Origin of the sequence: Vibrio sp. 10N.222.49.C9, from assembly GCF_041474985.1 — a bacterium.
Lineage (GTDB): Bacteria > Pseudomonadota > Gammaproteobacteria > Enterobacterales > Vibrionaceae > Vibrio > Vibrio crassostreae_C.
In genome coordinates, this window is the sequence record NZ_JBFRVD010000030.1 from 76,128 (window position 1) to 94,363 (window position 18,236).

Here is an 18,236-nt window from a genome sequence, read left to right on the forward strand (position 1 = left end):
GATTTTACACTCCGGGGATTGAGGTGATTTAAGATGAGGATAGATGAGTTAGATAAAACACAGGCGGTCGAGGTGACCGCCTGGGAGAGATTATTACTGAGCGCTAGTTACGTAATCGATAGCTGCTTGAACAGTAGTAATTTTCTCAGCTTCTTCATCTGGGATTTCAGTGTCGAATTCTTCTTCTAGAGCCATTACTAGCTCAACTGTGTCTAGAGAATCTGCACCTAGGTCATCAACGAAAGAAGCTTCGTTTTTAACTTCAGCTTCGTCTACACCTAGCTGTTCAACAATGATTTTCTTTACGCGTTCTTCGAGGTTGCTCATTTTTTCTTTTCCTTTACAGAGTTCGCTTTATGCGATGTTTTCCGTAGTTTATTCAATCTATTGAAAGTTGCAAGGTCAACTTTTCTGGTCAAACCACAATTTTCACGATTTTAACCGAAATTACGTATGATCTTGACTTAAATCATGCACAAATGTTGCACATAATTTACACCATGTACATACCGCCATTGACGTGAAGTGTTTCACCTGTGATATAAGCTGCCGCAGGTGACGCCAAAAATACCACAGCTTCAGCGATTTCGCGAGGGTCACCTAGTCGACCTGCTGGTACATTCGCCAAAGTTGCTGCACGTTGGTCATCATTTAGCGCTTTAGTCATGTCTGTTTCGATAAAACCAGGCGCTACAGTGTTTACTGTAATGCCACGAGACGCAACTTCACGAGCCATTGATTTAGTAAAGCCAATTACACCAGCTTTTGCAGCTGCGTAGTTAGCTTGACCAGCGTTACCCATAGTACCAACTACAGAACCAACGTTAACAATACGGCCTTGACGCTTCTTCATCATGCCACGCAATACAGCTTTAGACATGCGGAAAATAGGCGTTAGGTTAGTATCAATGATGTCGTTCCACTCATCGTCTTTCATACGCATAAGTAGGTTATCACGAGTGATACCAGCGTTGTTAACTAGAATGTCAATCGCACCAAATTCATCGTTGATGGTTTTCAGTGTAGCAGCAATTGAGTCAACATCAGTGACATTAAGAGCAAGACCTTTACCATTCTCACCCAGATACTCACTGATTGCAGCTGCGCCGCCTTCAGAAGTAGCTGTACCGATAACTTTAGCACCACGCTCAACTAAAAGTTCAGCGATTGCACGACCGATACCACGGCTTGCGCCTGTAACTAGTGCAACTTTGCCTTCTAAATTCATCATAACTTCTCTATTAAGTGGTTATTTACTTAGCAGCTTCTAGTGATGCAGTGTCGTTAACTGCAGCAGCTGTCATAGTTTTTACGATTCGTTTTGTTAGGCCAGTAAGAACTTTACCAGGGCCTAATTCAAGTAGCTTCTCAACGCCTTGCTCATTCATCGCTTGTACACCTTCAGTCCAACGAACTGGGCTGTATAGCTGACGAACAAGTGCGTCTTTAATTTTTGCAGGGTCTGTTTCAGCAATAACATCAACGTTATTGATAACAGGCAATGCTGGCGTGTTGAACTCTAGAGCTTCTAGAGCCACTGCTAGCTTATCTGCTGCTGGCTTCATCAGTGCACAGTGAGACGGCACAGAAACAGGTAACGGAAGTGCACGCTTAGCGCCCGCTTCTTTACAAAGTGCACCAGCACGCTCTACTGCAGCTTTGTTACCCGCGATAACAACTTGGCCAGGAGAGTTAAAGTTAACTGGAGACACAACTTCGTCTTGCGCAGCTTCTTCACACGCTTTAGCAATCGCTTCATCGTCTAGACCGATGATTGCGTACATTGCACCAACACCTGCAGGAACCGCTTCTTGCATCAGTTGACCACGTAGTTCAACCAGCTTGATCGCTTCTTTAAAGTCGATAACGCCGGCACATACAAGAGCAGAATATTCACCTAGGCTGTGACCTGCTAGATTTACAGGTTGCTCTAGGCCAAGCTCTTGCCATACACGCCAAATTGCAACAGACGCTGTTAATAGAGCCGGTTGAGTGCGAAAAGTTTCATTTAGATTTTCTACAGGACCATCTTGAACCAATGCCCATAGATCGTAACCAAGTGCTTCTGAAGCTTCAGCAAATGTCTTTTTAACAACATCATACTGTTCGCCTAGGTCAGCAAGCATACCGATAGCTTGAGAGCCTTGGCCTGGGAATACGATAGCAAATTTGCTCATTGTAATTTTCCTTTAAGCAAAGCAAAAAATTGAATAAGGCACATAAGTTATGTGCCTTGTTTGTTGATTATCGCTTAGGGTTAGAATTTAACTAACGCAGAACCCCAAGTGAAGCCGCCGCCAAATGCTTCAAGTAGAAGCGTTTGACCACGTTTAATTCGCCCGTCGCGAACAGCCTCATCTAGGGCCGTTGGTACGGTAGCTGCTGACGTGTTGCCGTGCTTATCAAGAGTAATCACTACTTGATCAAGCGACATCGTCAGCTTTTTAGCGGTTGCCGAGATAATACGGTAGTTCGCTTGGTGTGGAACTAACCAATCAAGCTCTGACTTATCCATATTGTTCGCCGCTAAGGTGTCTTTAACTAGCTTAGAAAGCTGAGTTACCGCCACTTTAAATACTTCGTTGCCCGCCATGTGCAGCCATTTGTCTGCATCACCGCCGCGCTCTGGTACTTCTAGGCTTAGAAGCTCACCGTATTTACCATCAGAGTAAATATGAGTAGACAAAATACCTGGCTCTTCGCTTGCGCCTACAACCACCGCGCCTGCTGCATCACCAAATAGGATGATAGTAGAGCGGTCAGTCGGATCACAGGTTTTTGACAGTGCATCAGCACCAATTACCAAAACGTTCTTACACATGCCAGTCTTGATGTGTTGATCAGCAACAGACAGTGCGTAGACAAAACCAGAACACGCTGCAGCCAAATCAAACGCAGGGCAGCCTTTGATACCAAGCTTGCCTTGTACCTGACATGCCGAAGACGGGAATGTGTGGCTACTGCTGGTTGTCGCAACGATGATTAAATCAATCTCTTCTTTGTCGATACCTGCCATTTCAATGGCATTTTCAGCAGCGTAAAACGCCATATCAGCAACGGTTTCGTTTTCCGCTGAAATACGACGCTCTTTAATACCCGTTCTAGCAACGATCCACTCATCGCTAGTCTCTACCATTTTCTCTAAGTCTGCGTTAGTACGCACCTGAGATGGCAAGTAGCTGCCAGTACCTAAAATTTTGCTATACATGAAGACTAATAATGCCTCTCGAGTAAAACCGCTTCCAAACGATCGCTAATGCGGCTGGGGACTTGTCGTTTGACCTCGTGTACTGCTTCACCAATCGCGTTGACGACTGCAGACACATCAGCACTTCCATGACTTTTAATGACAATGCCGCGCAATCCTAACAAACTTGCGCCGTTATACTGGTCGGGGTTCAAGGTTTTTAATTCAGTAAATAGCTCAGAAAACAGCATTCTGGCTATCCAACCCTTTATTGTTGAAGCCATCATGCGCGTTTTTAGCTTATCAATAAAGAGCTGAGCCGTACCTTCGCACGTTTTTAAGCAGACATTGCCCACAAAACCATCACATACGACGACATCAGCAGCATCTTGAAGTAATTGATTACCTTCAATATAGCCTATGAAGTTCACAGACTGAGTATTAGACAACATTTCAGCGCATCGTTTTACAAGGTCATTGCCTTTAATTTCTTCTGCACCGATATTCAAGATAGCGACACGTGGTGCGCGACCTAAATGTTGTTCTGCTAATGCACTGCCCATGACAGCAAACTGAAACAGTGAATCTGCGTCACTAGAAACGTTCGCCCCTAAATCAAGCATCCATGTGCGATTTCCGGATGCAGTAGGCAAAGCTGAAACCAATGCAGGCCTATCAATACCGGGAAGAAGCTTGAGTCTGAAACGGGATAAAGCCATCAGTGCGCCAGTGTTACCACCACTCACACAAGCATCAGCCTGTGATTCGGCAACCAGATCGATAGCGGCACGCATAGAGCTACCCTGACTATTACGTAAGGCTAGTGAAGGTTTTTCAGAATTGGAAATGACTCGATCACAATGCTGGATACTCAAACGAGAATCAGGCATTCGACCTAATGAAGATAATTGAGATGTGATCGCGTTTCGATCACCTATTAGAATGACTTTTAGCTCTGGGAAATACGACAGTGCCTGCACGGCGGCAGGCACTGTTACACGAGGACCGAAGTCCCCGCCCATTGCATCAAGCGCAACGGTTAGATTTTGCAAAGGTCAACCTTACTTGTTGATAACCTTTTTGCCGCGGTAGAAACCTTCGGCAGTCACGTTGTGACGTAGGTGAGTTTCACCTGAAGTTGCGTCTACAGAAAGTGCAGCTGTAGTTAGCGCATCGTGTGAACGACGCATGCCACGCATTGAACGTGATTTCTTGCTCTTTTGTACGGCCATTGACCCTACTCCTATGTAAATTCTTAAAGAAGCAATTACTTCTTTAAGCTTTTTAAAACATCAAATGGATTCGGCTTTTTGTCTTCCTCAATTTCTTCAGGAAGTTCACCAAACACCAAGTTATTTGAGTTAACGCTACATTTCGCATCGTCGTGCATTGCTATTTGTGGCAATCCAAGGATGAACTCGTCTTCAACTAATTGAATCAGGTCTAACTCACCGTACTCGTTCAGATCTACCAAATCGTACTCTTCCGGTGCTTCCTCTTCACTTTTCTCACTGTAAACAGGAGTATAAGTAAATTGGACATCGCACTCATGTGCGAAAACCTCATTACAACGTTGACACTCTAAATCGACTTCGACGTTAGCTTTACCAGAGATAACGACTAATCGTTGTTCATCAAGCCCAAATGACATTGAGACTTGCGCGTCACGTTTTACGCCTTCAGTTGCTTCAGTTAAACGCTTCAAAAGACTGACCTGAATGATACCATCCATATCGAGTCGTTTTTGAGCCGTTCTTGCCGGATCAACTGTACGCGGTATTTTTTCCTTTTGCATAGGGCGCGAATCTTATCTTCCAAATCGTGTTTAGTCAAAGGAAATGGCAAAAAAAATGTACTTTCCTGCCTTTCCTATTCAGAGCATTATGAATAGCAGGACAAGTTACGTTATCCTGAGATAAATGCTTCCTTGAATTGTAAATTAAAATGAGAAATTACCAACTAGTTTTAGCCTCTACATCACCATTTAGGCAAGAGATCCTCAAAAAACTACAGTTAAGCTTCATTACAGCCAAGCCAGACTGCGATGAAACGCCGCTTCCTGAAGAGACGCCTCAACAGCTGGTGATGCGCCTTGCTGAGACAAAAGCTAAGTCTTGTGCATTGGAGCAACCTAGCTTAGTCATCGGTTCTGATCAGGTTTGTGTGATTGATGGAGAGATCATAGGTAAGCCTCACACTCGAGAAAAAGCGATCGAGCAGTTATCTCGTCAAAGCGGCAAGAGCATTACTTTTTATACTGGGCTTTCGGTTTGGAACAACGAGACCAATGAAGCTGACACGCGTCTCGACACCTTTGTTGTGCATTTCCGCGATTTAACTAAGCAACAGATCATGAGTTATGTCGAGAAAGAACAACCTTATTACTGCGCGGGCAGTTTTATGTGTGAAGGGTTAGGCATCGCGTTGTTTAAACAGATGGAAGGTAAAGATCCAAATACTTTGATCGGCTTACCGCTGATCGATCTAGTCGATATGTTAGAAGCGCAAGGAATGGGTGTACTATAACGGATACGCTCTCTTTGTTAGAGATTCCCTACTCCTTCCTTCGTCAGTCTAGGGAATGGCGGAACACGCAATTTTATCTAACCAACTAATGATATAGAGCGTGATTTTAAAAAGTCGTCATCCTCAAGGGCGAGGAACGAGCGACTTGGGGATCTTCTACAACAGATGAAAACAAAAAAGGTTGACGATATTCGTCAACCTTTCTCATTTATGGATACTGAAGAACAAATTTAGAGGCACTCTATACCTTCGTATCTCGTATCTTCTTAAAGCTTACGTAAACCAGTTAGGGCTTTCTCTAGCCTTCTTTCCATTGGCGCCGAGATATCCATCTTCTCTTCACTACCTGGGTGTGTGAACTTGATGTTTGCTGCATGTAGGAACAGACGATCAAGACCAACCTTACCCGTGTAAGCATCAAAACGACGATCACCGTAGCGATCATCCCAAGCAATTGGGTGACCAGTATACTGAGCGTGCACACGAATTTGGTGTGTTCGGCCTGTAATTGGGCTTGCTTGAATCAACGTCGCCTCTTGGAATTTTTCTAAAACCTTAAAACGGGTTTCAGAAGCTTTACCATTCGGGTTAACTCGAACAATGCTGTTCACTTCATTTTTCAACAAAGGTGCGTTGACGACTTTGCAGCTGTTCTTCCATTCGCCCATAACTAAAGCGAAGTAGTATTTTTGAACCGTTTTTTCACGGAACTGTGCTTGAAGGTGTCTTAGCGCCGAGCGCTTCTTAGCAACAAGCAAAATGCCAGACGTATCTCTATCGATACGGTGCACTAATTCAAGAAAACGAGCATCAGGGCGAAGAGCACGTAATGCTTCAATCGCGCCAAATTTTAATCCGCTACCACCATGAACAGCAGTGCCAGACGGTTTGTTAAGAATTAGCATGTGATCATCTTCATAAATGATGCACTGTTCTAATTCTGAAACCTTGTTGAGTTTCGTGCTCGGCACGTTCTCTTCTGTTTTCTCTTCAATAGTAACCGGAGGGATACGAACTAAATCGCCAGCTTTTAGTTTGTACTCAGCCTTGATGCGTTTTTTATTTACGCGGACTTCGCCTTTACGCACGATTCGGTAAATCATGCTTTTCGGGATGTTTTTTAATTGGTTGCGTAAGAAGTTATCAATACGCTGACCAGCCATATCTTCGTCAATGTCGACGAATTGGACTTGGGTTCTAATTTCGCTCATTGCGCTATTGTATCACTGTCACTTTTGATAATTGATATTTTCTTAGCCCTATTCCGAACTTATTTATCCCTAATCCTTACCGATCTATCCCAAAATGGTCATTGAAGTTCTATATTTCTTTGATTCTTCGAACAAAAAAGCATCAAGATTCCTGCAAATTAAAATATCAATTGATAAATTATTTATAGACAGTGAGTTAGAGCTATCAAAACCCAAACAAAAACTGTTTTTTTTACAGCATTCCGACAAAGCAGATTGCTGTGTTTACCGACCGCTGCTATAGTTCACAGCTGCTATCAGTGGTTTGACTATTATTTAAACAGTTAACCATTCATAAGCAAGTAAATGAGTAGATAACTCAGATTAGACAGTGCTGCAATCGGCGTAAGACACGGTCAACTGAGTTCCTTATCGCTCTACTCACGTACACTCATGTTGAGTATTCACCGCCACATCGCGGATCATAGGCTAACTCCCTATGATGACTGACGTGCCCCAGAGCATCCCTCTCCAGCCGGGAGGCTGCACCGATAAAGCCATGGGATCTGGCACCATGAGAAACGAAATAAAGCGATAAGAACAATGATGAAAATAAGAAAAGACAATGAGAATTCCTAAATGAAAAGAATGTTAATTAACGCAACTCAAAAAGAAGAGTTGCGTGTCGCTTTGGTTGATGGCCAACGACTGTTCGATCTAGATATCGAAAGTCCAGGTCACGAGTCAAAGAAAGCGAATATCTACAAAGGACGTATTACCCGTATTGAACCAAGCCTAGAAGCGGCATTCGTTGATTACGGCGCAGAACGTCACGGTTTCCTCCCTCTTAAAGAAATTGCCCGCGAATACTTCCCTGAAGGTTATACATACCAAGGCCGTCCTAGCATTAAAGAAGTGCTAAAAGAAGGCCAAGAAGTAATCGTACAAGTAGAGAAAGAAGAACGTGGTAGCAAAGGTGCTGCACTGACAACTTTCATCTCTTTGGCTGGTAGTTACTTAGTTCTTATGCCTAATAACCCTCGTGCTGGCGGTATTTCTCGTCGTATCGAAGGTGATGAACGCACTCAACTGAAAGCAGCATTAAGCACTCTTGAGCTTCCTCAAGGTATGGGCTTAATCGTGCGTACAGCGGGTGTTGGCAAAAGCGCAGAAGAGCTAGAGTGGGACCTGAATGTTCTATTGAACCATTGGGGCGCTATCAAGCAAGCTTCTGATTCAAATGCAGCTCCTTTCCTAATTCACCAAGAGAGTAACGTTATTGTTCGCGCAATTCGTGACTACCTACGTCGTGATATTGGCGAGATTCTAATCGACAGCAATACTATTTTTGAACGTGCACAAGCGCACATTCAATTAATACGCCCAGATTTCATGAATCGCGTTAAGAAATACGATGGTGAAGTGCCACTATTCAGCCATTACCAGATTGAAAGCCAGATCGAATCTGCTTTCCAACGTGAAGTTCGTCTTCCATCTGGTGGTTCTATCGTAATCGACCCAACAGAAGCACTGACTTCTATCGATATCAACTCTGCTCGTGCAACAAAGGGCGGCGATATTGAAGAAACAGCACTTAACACTAACCTAGAAGCTGCCGATGAAATTGCACGTCAATTACGTCTACGTGACCTAGGTGGTCTTGTTGTAATCGACTTTATCGATATGACCCCGGTTCGCCACCAACGCGAAGTAGAAAGCCGTCTACGTGATGCCGTTCGTTTAGATCGCGCACGTGTTCAGATTGGTCGTATTTCTCGCTTTGGTCTTCTAGAGATGTCTCGTCAACGTTTGAGCCCATCACTAGCAGAAGCAAGCCACCACATTTGTCCTCGTTGTACAGGTACTGGTGTTGTTCGTGATAACGAATCTCTAGCACTTTCTGTTCTACGTTTGATTGAAGAAGAAGCTCTAAAAGACAACACAGCACAAGTACTTGCTGTTGTGCCTGTTCCAATCGCTTCTTACCTTCTGAACGAAAAACGTCGCTCAGTAAACCACATCGAGAAGAACCAAGAAGTTAAGATCACTGTTGTTCCTAACTCAGACATGGAAACGCCGCATTTTGAGGTTATCCGTGTTCGTGAAGGTGAAGAGTTCGATCTACTATCTTACTTGCTGCCTAACAAGCTAGAAGCTCTAAAAGAAGCGGAAAGCAAAGAGCCTGCTGAACAGACTATTCGTCCTAAGAAGATCGAAGAACCTGCTCTGAAAGGCTTCGCAGCTCCTGCTCAATCAGCACCAACTCCTGCTCCAGCACCTAAAGCTGTAGAAGAGAAGAAAGCTGAACCAGCAGCGACTCAAGAACCAGGCCTAATTGGTCGTTTCTTCAAAGCTATCGGTAGCTTCTTATTTGGCTCTTCAACTCAAGAAGAGAAAAAAGAAGAAGAGAAGAAAGAAGAAAAACCTAAAAACAATCGTAACAACGGCAACCGTCAACGCCGTGATCGTAACGATAACCGTCGTCGTAACCAACGTGGTGAGCGTGGCGAACAGCGTAACGACCGTGGTGAACGTGGTGACAATCGTAACGAAAACCGTGACAACAAACGCCGCCGTAAGCCAGCTCGTGATGAGAAGCCTGAAGAGCAAAAAGAAGCAGCTCCACAGCAAACTCGTCAGCCTCGCAAGCCTAAGCAAGACCGTCGCAACAAGCCACGTGATGAGCAGAAGCAACGCGAAGAGCAAGCACCATCTAAATTAGCAGAAGAAGGTCTACAGCTAGCAGCAGAAGCACAAGCTGGTAAACCGGAAGCGCCTAAGGCTAAACCTGAAGCGAAAGCAGCTAAGATTAAAGAGCGTCGTCAGCGTCGTAAACTGAACAAGCAAGTTCGTGTTAAAGACCAACAAGCTCAAGCTGAAGATAACGCTTCAAATGAGCAGGTTGCTGCTAAAGAACTATCTGTTTCAAAAGAACAGTCAGTAGCTCAAGAGCAAAAAGTTGCGGAACAAGTAGAAGCAACTCAAGCGAATGCAGAGCAAACTGAACAGGAAGAGCCGAAACAACGTCGTAACCGTCGTTCTCCACGTCACCTACGTGCAAGTGGTCAACGTCGTCGTCGCGGTCGTGATCGTCGCCCTAACCCATTCCGCCTACGTAAAGGTGGTGTAGCTTCTCCAGAGATGGCTATGGGTAAAGTGATGCCTCGCTTCATTCCAAAACCTCACCACAAGCTGGCAAAGCCTGAAGTGGCTGAAGTTCAAGTAGCAGCTGAAGCTCAAACATCTGTTCAAGAGCAGAATGTTGCTCTAGAGACGGCACCACAAAGCAACGTAGCAATGACTGGCGGCTTCGCATGTCCAGAGCTTGCAATGGGTAAAGTTATCATCCGTCGTGAAGATGCTGCTGTTGAAGCTCAAGTAGCTGAGACTCCTGCTGCAGTTGAAGCTCCTGCAGTCGTTGAAGAAGCACCAGTGGTTGTTGAAACCGCGAAAGTTGAAGCTCCAGTGATTGCAGAAGCGACGAAAGTTGAAGCGCCTGTTGTAGCAGAAGCTGTGCAAGCAGAAGCAACACCAGTTGTTGAAGCTGAAGCGCCTAAAGCTGAAAGTGCAAAAGTTGAAGAAGCACCTGTTGTTAAAGCAGAAGCTCCTAAAGCGGCACCAAAGGCAGCTGTTGCTAAGAAGCAAGCCGGTTCACCAATGACTAAAGCTCCTGGTCCTCAAGAGATCAAAGAGATTGAAGTGATTGCAGCTCCGTTCCGCACTGAACGTTTTGTATCGAAAGGTGCAGGCAGTCAGGCAGCGTCGAACAAAGCTGGCGCGGCGATGACTAAGCCAAACTACTAGTGATTACTGATAGGTAATCGCGAGTAAATAGAATCAAAGGCTGCTTATTAAAGCAGCCTTTTTCATATCTACTAATCGAATAAAAATTAACAGATATATTACTCAAAGTTAGGTTCAACCTTGAACTTAATCACATTTTTGGGTAGCATTCGCGCACTTATCTTTTCGACACTTCGCTATTGCCGCTCTTTTCCATCACTGTTTGGCTACGCAATACACCCGTGTCGGTAAATCCATCTTAAGCATAGCTGAGCAAACATGTTCGAATTCCCACAATTTTCAAAGCACTCTGTAAAGAATGACGTGCTTTCAGGTCTTACAGTAGCCCTGGCTCTGGTACCTGAAGCTGTAGCATTCGCCTTTGTTGCTGGCGTTGACCCAATGGTTGGTCTTTATGCAGCATTCATCGTAGGTTTAATCACTTCTGTCTTTGGCGGCCGTCCAGGTATGATTTCTGGCGCAACCGGCGCAATGGCCGTTGTAATGGTGAGCCTAGTGGCAACCCATGGTGTTCAATACCTATTCGCAGCCGTTATGCTGGCTGGCCTTCTGCAAATTGCAGCAGGTGTATTTAAACTAGGTAAATTTATCCGTATCGTTCCACACCCAGTAATGATTGGTTTCGTGAACGGTTTGGCCATTGTTATCTTCCTAGCTCAGCTTGGTCAGTTTAAAGCGCCAGACGTAACAGGTGCATTAACTTGGCTACCAAGCGGTCAAATGACACTCATGCTGGGTTTAGTAGCCCTTACAATGGCTATCATCCACTTCCTACCTAAGCTAACAACAGCGGTACCATCTTCACTGGTTGCTATTGTTACAGTAACGGCTTTGGTTGTCGGTCTTGACCTTGAAACTCGAACTGTTGTCGACTTCCTTCGTACAATGTCTGGTGACGAAGCTGCAACGCTAGCGGGTTCTCTACCAACGTTCTCTATTCCTGCTGTTCCGTTTTCTTTTGAGACACTACAGATCATCCTACCGTACGCAATTATCCTTGCGGCTATCGGCCTGATCGAGTCTCTACTGACACTGACAGTACTAGATGAAATGACAAACACTCGTGGTCAATCTAACCGTGAATGTGTTGGTCAAGGTATGGCTAACGTAACGTGTTCTGTATTCGGTGCGATGGGTGGTTGTGCGATGATCGGTCAATCGATGATCAACGTAAACTCAGGTGGTCGTGGTCGTCTTTCAGGTATCGTCGCCGCAGTTGCACTACTGATGTTCATCCTGTTCGGTTCTGCACTGATTGAAATGATTCCTCTAGCAGCACTTGTGGGCGTAATGTTCATGGTTGTTATCGGCACATTTGAATGGGCAACCTTCAAGCTTGCGCGTCGCGTTCCTAAACAAGACTTCTTCGTTATCGTTCTTGTTACCGTAGTAACAGTACTGACTGATCTTGCTGTGGCAGTAGGTGTTGGTGTTGTCGCTTCTGCGCTAATGTTTGCTTGGCAACATGCTAAACACATCTACGCAGATACATCAGTAAACGCTGAAGGCTCAAAAGAGTACAAAGTTAACGGCCCAATCTTCTTTGGTTCAACGGCTAACTTCCTAGAGTTGTTTGACGCATACAACGATCCACAAGATGTAATCGTTGATTTCGCAAACTCACGCGTGACTGACCACTCTGCAATTGAAGCGATCGACACGATTGCTGACCGTTACGCGGCGCTAGGTAAAACACTTCACCTTCGCCACCTAAGCCAAGACTGTGTTGCTATGCTGCACAAAGCAGGTAGCTTAGTTGAAGCGAACGTTGCAGAAGACCCAATCTACAAAGTAATGTCTAAGTAATCTTAGCTGTAGCTTTAAGTTAGATTTAGAGAGGCCGACATTCAATGTCGGCCTTTTTTATACCTATCGGTCAGCCCTTACGCTGATAACAAAACGACGTACATTGTTCCTACACTACATCGAACGCAGTATCGCTTCGCTAGACTCTTCGATTAAATCCAACACCAATTCAAAACCATTTCCCTCACCATAATACGGATCGGGGATCTCTTGATATTGTGACTCTCCAAAGCTTAAAAATAACGCAAGCTTGTATTGGAAGTGAGCTGGACACTGGCTCATTAAGTCGTCTAAATTGGCTCTATCTGCCGCGAGTATCAGGTCAAATTCTTCGAAGTCATTATCAACCACTTTACGAGAAGTAATCCCCTTAAAGCTGTAGCCTCGCTTCTCTCCTGCAGATTTGGATCGCGAGTCTGGCGGGTTGCCTTGATGAAAACCAATCGTCCCCGCAGAGTCGACCACAACATCAATATCCAGCTGTTGCGCTTTCTTCCTTAGCACCGCTTCACCTGTTGGCGAGCGGCAAATATTCCCCATACAAACTACGAGTATCTTTTTCATCCCTAATCACCTGTTCTTCCGATGGTTTTTGCTATCGTTAAGTTAGGCTATGATAGACGCAATCACAACTTAAAAGGATTTGTTATGTCGACTGAAGACAACAAAGAACAACGCCACAAAGCAAGACAACAGAAAGTAAAAGAACAAGTCGATGCACGTGTCGCTGCAGCACAAGAAGTAAAAGGCCTATTGCTGGTCATCACGGGTAACGGTAAAGGTAAATCAACATCCGGTTTTGGTACGATTACACGTGCAGTTGGTCATGGTAAGAAATGCGCCGTTGCTCAGTTTGTTAAAGGTACCTGGGATAACGGCGAAAAAAACGTTCTGCAAAAGCTTGATGTCGAGTTCCAAGTCATGGGCACAGGCTTTACTTGGGAAACTCAGAACAAAGCGCAAGATATTGAAGCTGCGCAGCGTGTATGGAAAGAGTGCCAACGCATGCTGGCTGATGAGTCGATCGATGTGATTCTGTTTGATGAACTGACTTACATGGTTAGCTACGGTTACATCGAACTCGATGAAGTGGTTGAGGCGTTGAATAACCGCCCGAAGATGCAGTCTGTCATCATTACAGGTCGTGGCGCGCACCGTACTCTTACTGAGATAGCAGATACAGTATCTGAAGTTCGCAATGTGAAACACGCTTTTGAATCTGGTGTTAAAGCGCTACAAGGCGTTGACTGGTAATCACCTTCAACCAGAGATCCCCGACTCGGTCATTCTTCCCTCTCGAGGATGACGACCACTAGGCCGTTACGCTCTTGAACAAAGGACGACGGCCTATCGTCATTCCCTAGAGCGAGGGACGAGTGTCATAGGGAATCTCTCTTGAGTATTATCGAGCCAAAAATAAAAAGCGCCATTCCTACAACAGGAGTGGCGCTTTGTTCATTTTTAAATGAGATGAAGACTAGTTAAACAAACCTTTTAGTAGACCGTTTACTGCGTCTCTTGTTTTCTCATCTTTGATCTTGTCACCGTACTTTTCGTCTAACTTTTCTAAACCACGATCAATTTCTTTCTGTGCTTTCTGTTTCAATACATCATCAAAAACAAGTGCAAATTTCGGGGCTGCCCACTGACCTGTTACCTTAATTGGGATAGTCACATCTTTCAGGTCGTCGATGCTCTTACCGCCCTGACCTTCAAGTGAACCCACAATTGATGTACGCACAAGGAAGTCGACCGTTTCATTGATGAAGTTTGCTTTACCTTGACCTGTCACACGTAACAGTGGCGACTGTGCTGATAAGTCGTTAGTTGAAACCCAACCTTTATCCACTTTCAGCGTCGCTTTCATTGCACTGAAGTCCGTTTTTTGAGCTTCATTTGTGCTTTCAACTTTCTCGCCCTTGATCTTAGCGTAGTTTTCTCGAATCAGTTGAGCTACGTTGATGCCGTTAACTGCACCATCTTCAAAGTTAATCGCGATAGTACCGACTAGGTTTTTCTTGATACCCGTCGGAGTTAGACTCTTACCTTTCACGTTGACATCAATATTACCGGTACCTTCCAGCATATCGTTATCTGCAACATCAACCAGTAACGGTTGTACTTTCACGCCTTTGATTTTCTTCTTAGCCGTGTAAGTCGCTGGTGTTTTACGAGCGTCTAACTTTGCAGTAGCAGAAATAGAACCTTGGTAAAGATTCGAGGTGAATGAGGTTAGCTCTGCGATACCACGGTTAACCGAAAATGCGGTTTTAACATTCTGCATCTTCGCGTTGTTCGCCTTGAACTTATCAATCGTGATGTCACCTTTCACGTCTAACGTTTTCAGAGCCGACAGATCAGGTTCCACTTCTTTAGCTGGATCTGAACTACCAGAACTTGACGTTGAACCACCAGCAGAACCAGAAGGCGCTGTGCTCGCTGTTTCTGTTGTATTGCCTAAGCCTAAGAATTCATCTAAATCAATATTCGGGCTATGAAGAGAGAAACGAACCTTTGGTATTTCAGATAGGATTACGTCTGCTTTACCGTCTAATGCAATAGCGTTAGCTTGTAGCTTCTCTAACACAAAGCTCAGGTGGCTCTTGTTAAGATCGAAGCTTAAGTCAGACAGCATGTCGACTTTCATTGGAGACTGAGGAAGCGTGTCGCCTTTGAATGTTGAGTCTAACGTTAACTTGTTCAGCGTTACTTTTGAAATCGCGCTATCAACAGTAAGTTCACCGCCACCTTTAAGATCAAGGTCAAGGCCAGCTGCATTACCGATTACAGCGTAAGTCAGTTGGTTTACCTTATCGAACTCAAACGTATTCAAGCCAATTTTTGCTGACTCAATCGACGTCGCTGGATCATTGAACTTAGCGTTTAAGTCGATATTACGAAGTGCGTAACTTGCAAAGCCTTCAGCTAATTTGAATTCTGCACTGCCTTGTGCAGAGAACTTCTGTTGATTGTTCTCACCAGAAGCCGCAAATGTCGCGGTTGTCCATGTATCAACGGCAAACTCAGAAAGATTCAAAGACACATCGTATAGCTTAGTGAATGAACCCGCTTGCTTGTCGTCCATTTCAAACAATGCGTTTGATACAGTTACGCCTGCAAGGTTGATCGTCCAACCCGATGCGTCTGTGGTAGTTTGCTCTTGAGGGGCAGGCGCTGATTCAGAACTTGTGCCTGCTGCAGGCTCAGATTCTTGAGGCGCTGACGCTTGCGTTAGTGCATCAATGTTCTTGCGACCATCTTTAAGCGTTTCTAAATAGAATTCTGCACCATCTAGAGTAATGTTGCCGATCTCTAGTTGGTTGCTAAATAGCGGAGTAACCGAAACGTCAACGCCAACGGTATCAACCTTAAATAGGTTAGGTTGCGTAAAACCTTCAGGGTTGCGTAATTCAGTTTGACCAAGTTCAAAGCCAATGGATGGGAAGAATTGCCAGCTGATATCACCCTCGATCACTAGCTCTAGGCCTGTGTGTTTTTGGGCTTGTTCGACAATTAATGGCTTAAATTGGTTGGGATTCACTAACAGCACTAGTGCCAGAATTGCTGCAACGACAACAAACACTGGTACAGCTATGAAAATGAGTAGTTTCTTCATCCGCATATTCCTTGCTTAGATTCCAAAAGAAAGTGGCACTATAAAAGTGCCACTGATTCGGTAAAAAATAAAGCTAAGTGAGTCACTTAGGCAAAATTTTATTCGATTAAGACTTCAACAACTTCGCAATGTGCGCTTTTAGCACATCAATCGCAATACGGTTTTTACCACCACGAGGAACGATGATGTCTGCATGTTGTTTTGAAGGCTCGATAAACTGCATGAACATTGGACGTACTGTTTCTTGGTATTGCTTAAGTACAGTGTCCATTGTACGACCACGCTCTTCTACATCACGCTTAACACGGCGTAATAGACAGATGTCTAATGGTGTATCCATAAACACACTTGCGTGCATTAGTTTACGAAGACGCGGGTCTGTTAGAAGCAGAATACCCTCTAAAATGATCACTTTCTTTGGAGTAAGTGTAGTCGTTTCAGAAGTACGTGTGTGCTCTGTGTAGCTGTATTCAGGAACTTCTACGGCGTTGCCACTCATTAGCTGCTGTAGATGTTCACATAAAAGATCATGATCTAGTGCATTTGGGTGATCGTAGTTAGTTTTAACACGCTCTTCCATACTCAAGTGGCTTTGGTCGCTGTAATAGCAATCTTCCGTGATAACACCAATTTGATGGTCGCCTACTTTTTCGCGCAATTCATTATAAATTGTACTAGCAATCAGACTTTTTCCTGAAGCTGAAGCGCCAGCGATACCTACGATGACACATTGATTATTATCAGACATTAATTTTGCACCCGATATGGTTTGGTGGTGGGAAGAGATAAACCGCCTGATTATAGGGGCTAAAGCACATAGATTCTAGTCGCCATTTTAGCTAATTGCAGTCAAATTGATGATATCAATGCATTTAATGAATGCAATCGTTTGCTTTCAAATAACTTGCCTACAACTATTTGCACAAGCCCAATGGATATTGACTTAAATCCACCGCTGTTTATCTAATCCAAACTATATTTAAACGACTTTGTGATTAACTTGCGCTATTCAACCATAGATTCGTTATTCAACCATAGAGAAGTTAATCGCTTCTGGTCTCGCCTTGCCGGTCCAGAACATCTTCGCAGCCACATTCTCTGCAAGCTCTAAGTAGTGACGTGTATGTTCACTATCTGGACGACGAATCACCGTCGGGCAACCTGCATCGATATCTTCTCGCACATCAATATGAAGAGGGATCTGTGCCAAAATATCGAGGTAAAACTCTTCTGACATAGCTTCGGCACCACCAACACCAAAGATATGCTCTTTCTCACCACAGTGACTACAAATATGATAGCTCATGTTTTCAACTAAGCCTGCGACTGGCACACTCACCTTATCAAACATCGCTACGCCTTTACGTGCATCCGCTAGCGCCAAATCTTGAGGAGTGGTCACCACTACAGCCCCGGTCACTGGGATCTGTTGCGATAACGTCAGCTGAATATCGCCCGTGCCCGGTGGCATATCAATAACTAGATAATCCAACTCTGGCCATACGGTTTCGTTAACAAGCTGACCTAAAGCCTTGGCCGCCATTGGACCGCGCCAAATCGCAGCGTCATCTTTCGACACAAGATAACCGATAGAGTGAGTGAAAATACCGTGCGCTTCGATTGGCATCATCCACTTGTTATTCTGGACTTCTGGTTTCGCATCTAATTGGCCAAGCATCATAGGTACAGAAGGACCATAGATATCCGCATCCAACAAACCCACTTTTGAACCAGACTTAGATAAAGCCAAAGCAAGGTTGACTGAAGTGGTCGATTTACCCACCCCACCCTTTGCAGATGTCACGGCGATGATGTTCTTCACCCCCTTCAATGGTGTCGCAACCGTGGTTTCTAACGCAGACGGCTTCACCTTCACTTCAAACTGAAAAGCGCTAACAAGCTGTTGTTCAATCTGAGAGTGAATCCACTGTTCCAATTCAACCGCAAGCTGATTAGCGGCAAAAGGTAAGGTGATAACAAATGATCCACGCGGATCAACCGATACAATATTTTGGTGTAGCGCCCACTCTGGGATGAGGATTGGTGACTCGAACTCATTCAACCATGAACAGAAATCTTGCTTAGAAGTAAAGTTACGCATTGGGAC

The 18,236-nt window shown here is 44.6% G+C and carries 16 protein-coding genes; 4 read left to right on the top strand and 12 right to left on the bottom strand.

Translation table 11 applies throughout. The annotated features are described in order from the left end of the window. Nucleotides 1–93: 93 nt before the first annotated feature. From acpP to yceD, 7 genes are all read right to left on the bottom strand, one after another. Nucleotides 94–327, bottom strand: coding sequence for an acyl carrier protein (acpP, locus tag AB4585_RS13670; RefSeq protein WP_004737381.1), 234 nt, complete (start codon nt 325–327; stop codon nt 94–96). Between the two features lie 166 nt (nt 328–493). After that, nucleotides 494–1,228 carry a 3-oxoacyl-ACP reductase FabG gene (gene fabG / locus AB4585_RS13675; RefSeq protein WP_010437280.1) on the bottom strand — a complete coding sequence of 245 codons (735 nt, stop codon included), beginning with the start codon at nt 1,226–1,228 and terminating at the stop codon, nt 494–496. 25 nt (nt 1,229–1,253) lie between these two features. Continuing rightward, nucleotides 1,254–2,177, bottom strand: a complete 924-nt coding sequence (fabD, locus tag AB4585_RS13680) for an ACP S-malonyltransferase (protein ID WP_017063479.1) — start codon at nt 2,175–2,177, stop codon at nt 1,254–1,256. 80 nt (nt 2,178–2,257) lie between these two features. Beyond that, nucleotides 2,258–3,208, bottom strand: a complete 951-nt coding sequence (locus AB4585_RS13685; protein ID WP_017054985.1) for a beta-ketoacyl-ACP synthase III — start codon at nt 3,206–3,208, stop codon at nt 2,258–2,260. Between the two features lie 5 nt (nt 3,209–3,213). Next, on the bottom strand, nt 3,214–4,239 hold the full coding sequence (gene plsX / locus AB4585_RS13690; RefSeq protein WP_017062152.1) for a phosphate acyltransferase PlsX: 1,026 nt from the start codon (nt 4,237–4,239) through the stop codon (nt 3,214–3,216). Between the two features lie 9 nt (nt 4,240–4,248). After that, on the bottom strand, nt 4,249–4,419 hold the full coding sequence (rpmF, locus tag AB4585_RS13695) for a 50S ribosomal protein L32 (RefSeq protein WP_004737376.1): 171 nt from the start codon (nt 4,417–4,419) through the stop codon (nt 4,249–4,251). 35 nt (nt 4,420–4,454) lie between these two features. Then, nucleotides 4,455–4,982, bottom strand: coding sequence for a 23S rRNA accumulation protein YceD (gene yceD, locus AB4585_RS13700; protein WP_017062153.1), 528 nt, complete (start codon nt 4,980–4,982; stop codon nt 4,455–4,457). 149 nt (nt 4,983–5,131) lie between these two features. On the opposite strand from yceD, the gene AB4585_RS13705 reads away from it, so the two are divergent. Next, nucleotides 5,132–5,713 carry a nucleoside triphosphate pyrophosphatase gene (locus AB4585_RS13705; protein WP_372170055.1) on the top strand — a complete coding sequence of 194 codons (582 nt, stop codon included), beginning with the start codon at nt 5,132–5,134 and terminating at the stop codon, nt 5,711–5,713. Between the two features lie 266 nt (nt 5,714–5,979). Here AB4585_RS13705 and rluC read toward each other — a convergent pair whose 3' ends face one another. Next, nucleotides 5,980–6,924, bottom strand: a complete 945-nt coding sequence (gene rluC, locus AB4585_RS13710) for a 23S rRNA pseudouridine(955/2504/2580) synthase RluC (RefSeq protein WP_017054981.1) — start codon at nt 6,922–6,924, stop codon at nt 5,980–5,982. Between the two features lie 618 nt (nt 6,925–7,542). On the opposite strand from rluC, the gene rne reads away from it, so the two are divergent. After that, entirely contained in the window at nt 7,543–10,707 is a 3,165-nt protein-coding gene (gene rne / locus AB4585_RS13715; RefSeq protein ID WP_372170057.1) for a ribonuclease E, read from the top strand. Between the two features lie 258 nt (nt 10,708–10,965). Continuing rightward, on the top strand, nt 10,966–12,513 hold the full coding sequence (locus tag AB4585_RS13720) for a SulP family inorganic anion transporter (RefSeq protein WP_017063477.1): 1,548 nt from the start codon (nt 10,966–10,968) through the stop codon (nt 12,511–12,513). Between the two features lie 114 nt (nt 12,514–12,627). Here the strand turns inward: AB4585_RS13720 and AB4585_RS13725 are convergent, their stop codons facing one another. Beyond that, entirely contained in the window at nt 12,628–13,077 is a 450-nt protein-coding gene (locus AB4585_RS13725) for a low molecular weight protein-tyrosine-phosphatase (RefSeq protein WP_029235137.1), read from the bottom strand. Between the two features lie 84 nt (nt 13,078–13,161). Here AB4585_RS13725 and cobO point away from each other — a divergent pair, with 84 nt between their 5' ends. Further along, complete coding sequence (cobO, locus tag AB4585_RS13730; protein WP_017062158.1) at nt 13,162–13,767, top strand: cob(I)yrinic acid a,c-diamide adenosyltransferase; 606 nt, start codon at nt 13,162–13,164, stop codon at nt 13,765–13,767. A gap of 223 nt (nt 13,768–13,990) precedes the next feature. Here cobO and AB4585_RS13735 read toward each other — a convergent pair whose 3' ends face one another. From AB4585_RS13735 to apbC, 3 genes are all read right to left on the bottom strand, one after another. Continuing rightward, complete coding sequence (locus AB4585_RS13735) at nt 13,991–16,129, bottom strand: AsmA family protein (RefSeq protein WP_102427874.1); 2,139 nt, start codon at nt 16,127–16,129, stop codon at nt 13,991–13,993. 106 nt (nt 16,130–16,235) lie between these two features. Next, nucleotides 16,236–16,877: a uridine kinase gene (gene udk / locus AB4585_RS13740; RefSeq protein ID WP_004734002.1), complete on the bottom strand. Its 642-nt coding sequence runs from the start codon at nt 16,875–16,877 to the stop codon at nt 16,236–16,238. A 276-nt stretch (nt 16,878–17,153) separates the two neighbouring features. Next, nucleotides 17,154–18,230 (bottom strand): iron-sulfur cluster carrier protein ApbC, encoded by a 1,077-nt coding sequence (gene apbC, locus AB4585_RS13745; RefSeq protein WP_017063474.1) that lies wholly within the window; start codon nt 18,228–18,230, stop codon nt 17,154–17,156. Nucleotides 18,231–18,236: the final 6 nt, after the last annotated feature.

Excerpts from the sequence above, each read along its gene's own strand:
- AB4585_RS13725 (WP_029235137.1), bottom strand. The coding sequence starts at position 13,077 with ATGAAAAAGATACTCGTAGTTTGTATGGGGAATATTTGCCGCTCGCCA.
- acpP (WP_004737381.1), bottom strand. The coding sequence starts at position 327 with ATGAGCAACCTCGAAGAACGCGTAAAGAAAATCATTGTTGAACAGCTA.
- udk (WP_004734002.1), bottom strand. The coding sequence starts at position 16,877 with ATGTCTGATAATAATCAATGTGTCATCGTAGGTATCGCTGGCGCTTCA.
- AB4585_RS13735 (WP_102427874.1), bottom strand. The coding sequence starts at position 16,129 with ATGAAGAAACTACTCATTTTCATAGCTGTACCAGTGTTTGTTGTCGTT.
- fabG (WP_010437280.1), bottom strand. The coding sequence starts at position 1,228 with ATGAATTTAGAAGGCAAAGTTGCACTAGTTACAGGCGCAAGCCGTGGT.
- cobO (WP_017062158.1), top strand. The coding sequence starts at position 13,162 with ATGTCGACTGAAGACAACAAAGAACAACGCCACAAAGCAAGACAACAG.
- apbC (WP_017063474.1), bottom strand. The coding sequence starts at position 18,230 with ATGCGTAACTTTACTTCTAAGCAAGATTTCTGTTCATGGTTGAATGAG.
- AB4585_RS13705 (WP_372170055.1), top strand. The coding sequence starts at position 5,132 with ATGAGAAATTACCAACTAGTTTTAGCCTCTACATCACCATTTAGGCAA.
- AB4585_RS13685 (WP_017054985.1), bottom strand. The coding sequence starts at position 3,208 with ATGTATAGCAAAATTTTAGGTACTGGCAGCTACTTGCCATCTCAGGTG.
- AB4585_RS13720 (WP_017063477.1), top strand. The coding sequence starts at position 10,966 with ATGTTCGAATTCCCACAATTTTCAAAGCACTCTGTAAAGAATGACGTG.
- rpmF (WP_004737376.1), bottom strand. The coding sequence starts at position 4,419 with ATGGCCGTACAAAAGAGCAAGAAATCACGTTCAATGCGTGGCATGCGT.
- rluC (WP_017054981.1), bottom strand. The coding sequence starts at position 6,924 with ATGAGCGAAATTAGAACCCAAGTCCAATTCGTCGACATTGACGAAGAT.
- yceD (WP_017062153.1), bottom strand. The coding sequence starts at position 4,982 with ATGCAAAAGGAAAAAATACCGCGTACAGTTGATCCGGCAAGAACGGCT.
- fabD (WP_017063479.1), bottom strand. The coding sequence starts at position 2,177 with ATGAGCAAATTTGCTATCGTATTCCCAGGCCAAGGCTCTCAAGCTATC.
- rne (WP_372170057.1), top strand. The coding sequence starts at position 7,543 with ATGAAAAGAATGTTAATTAACGCAACTCAAAAAGAAGAGTTGCGTGTC.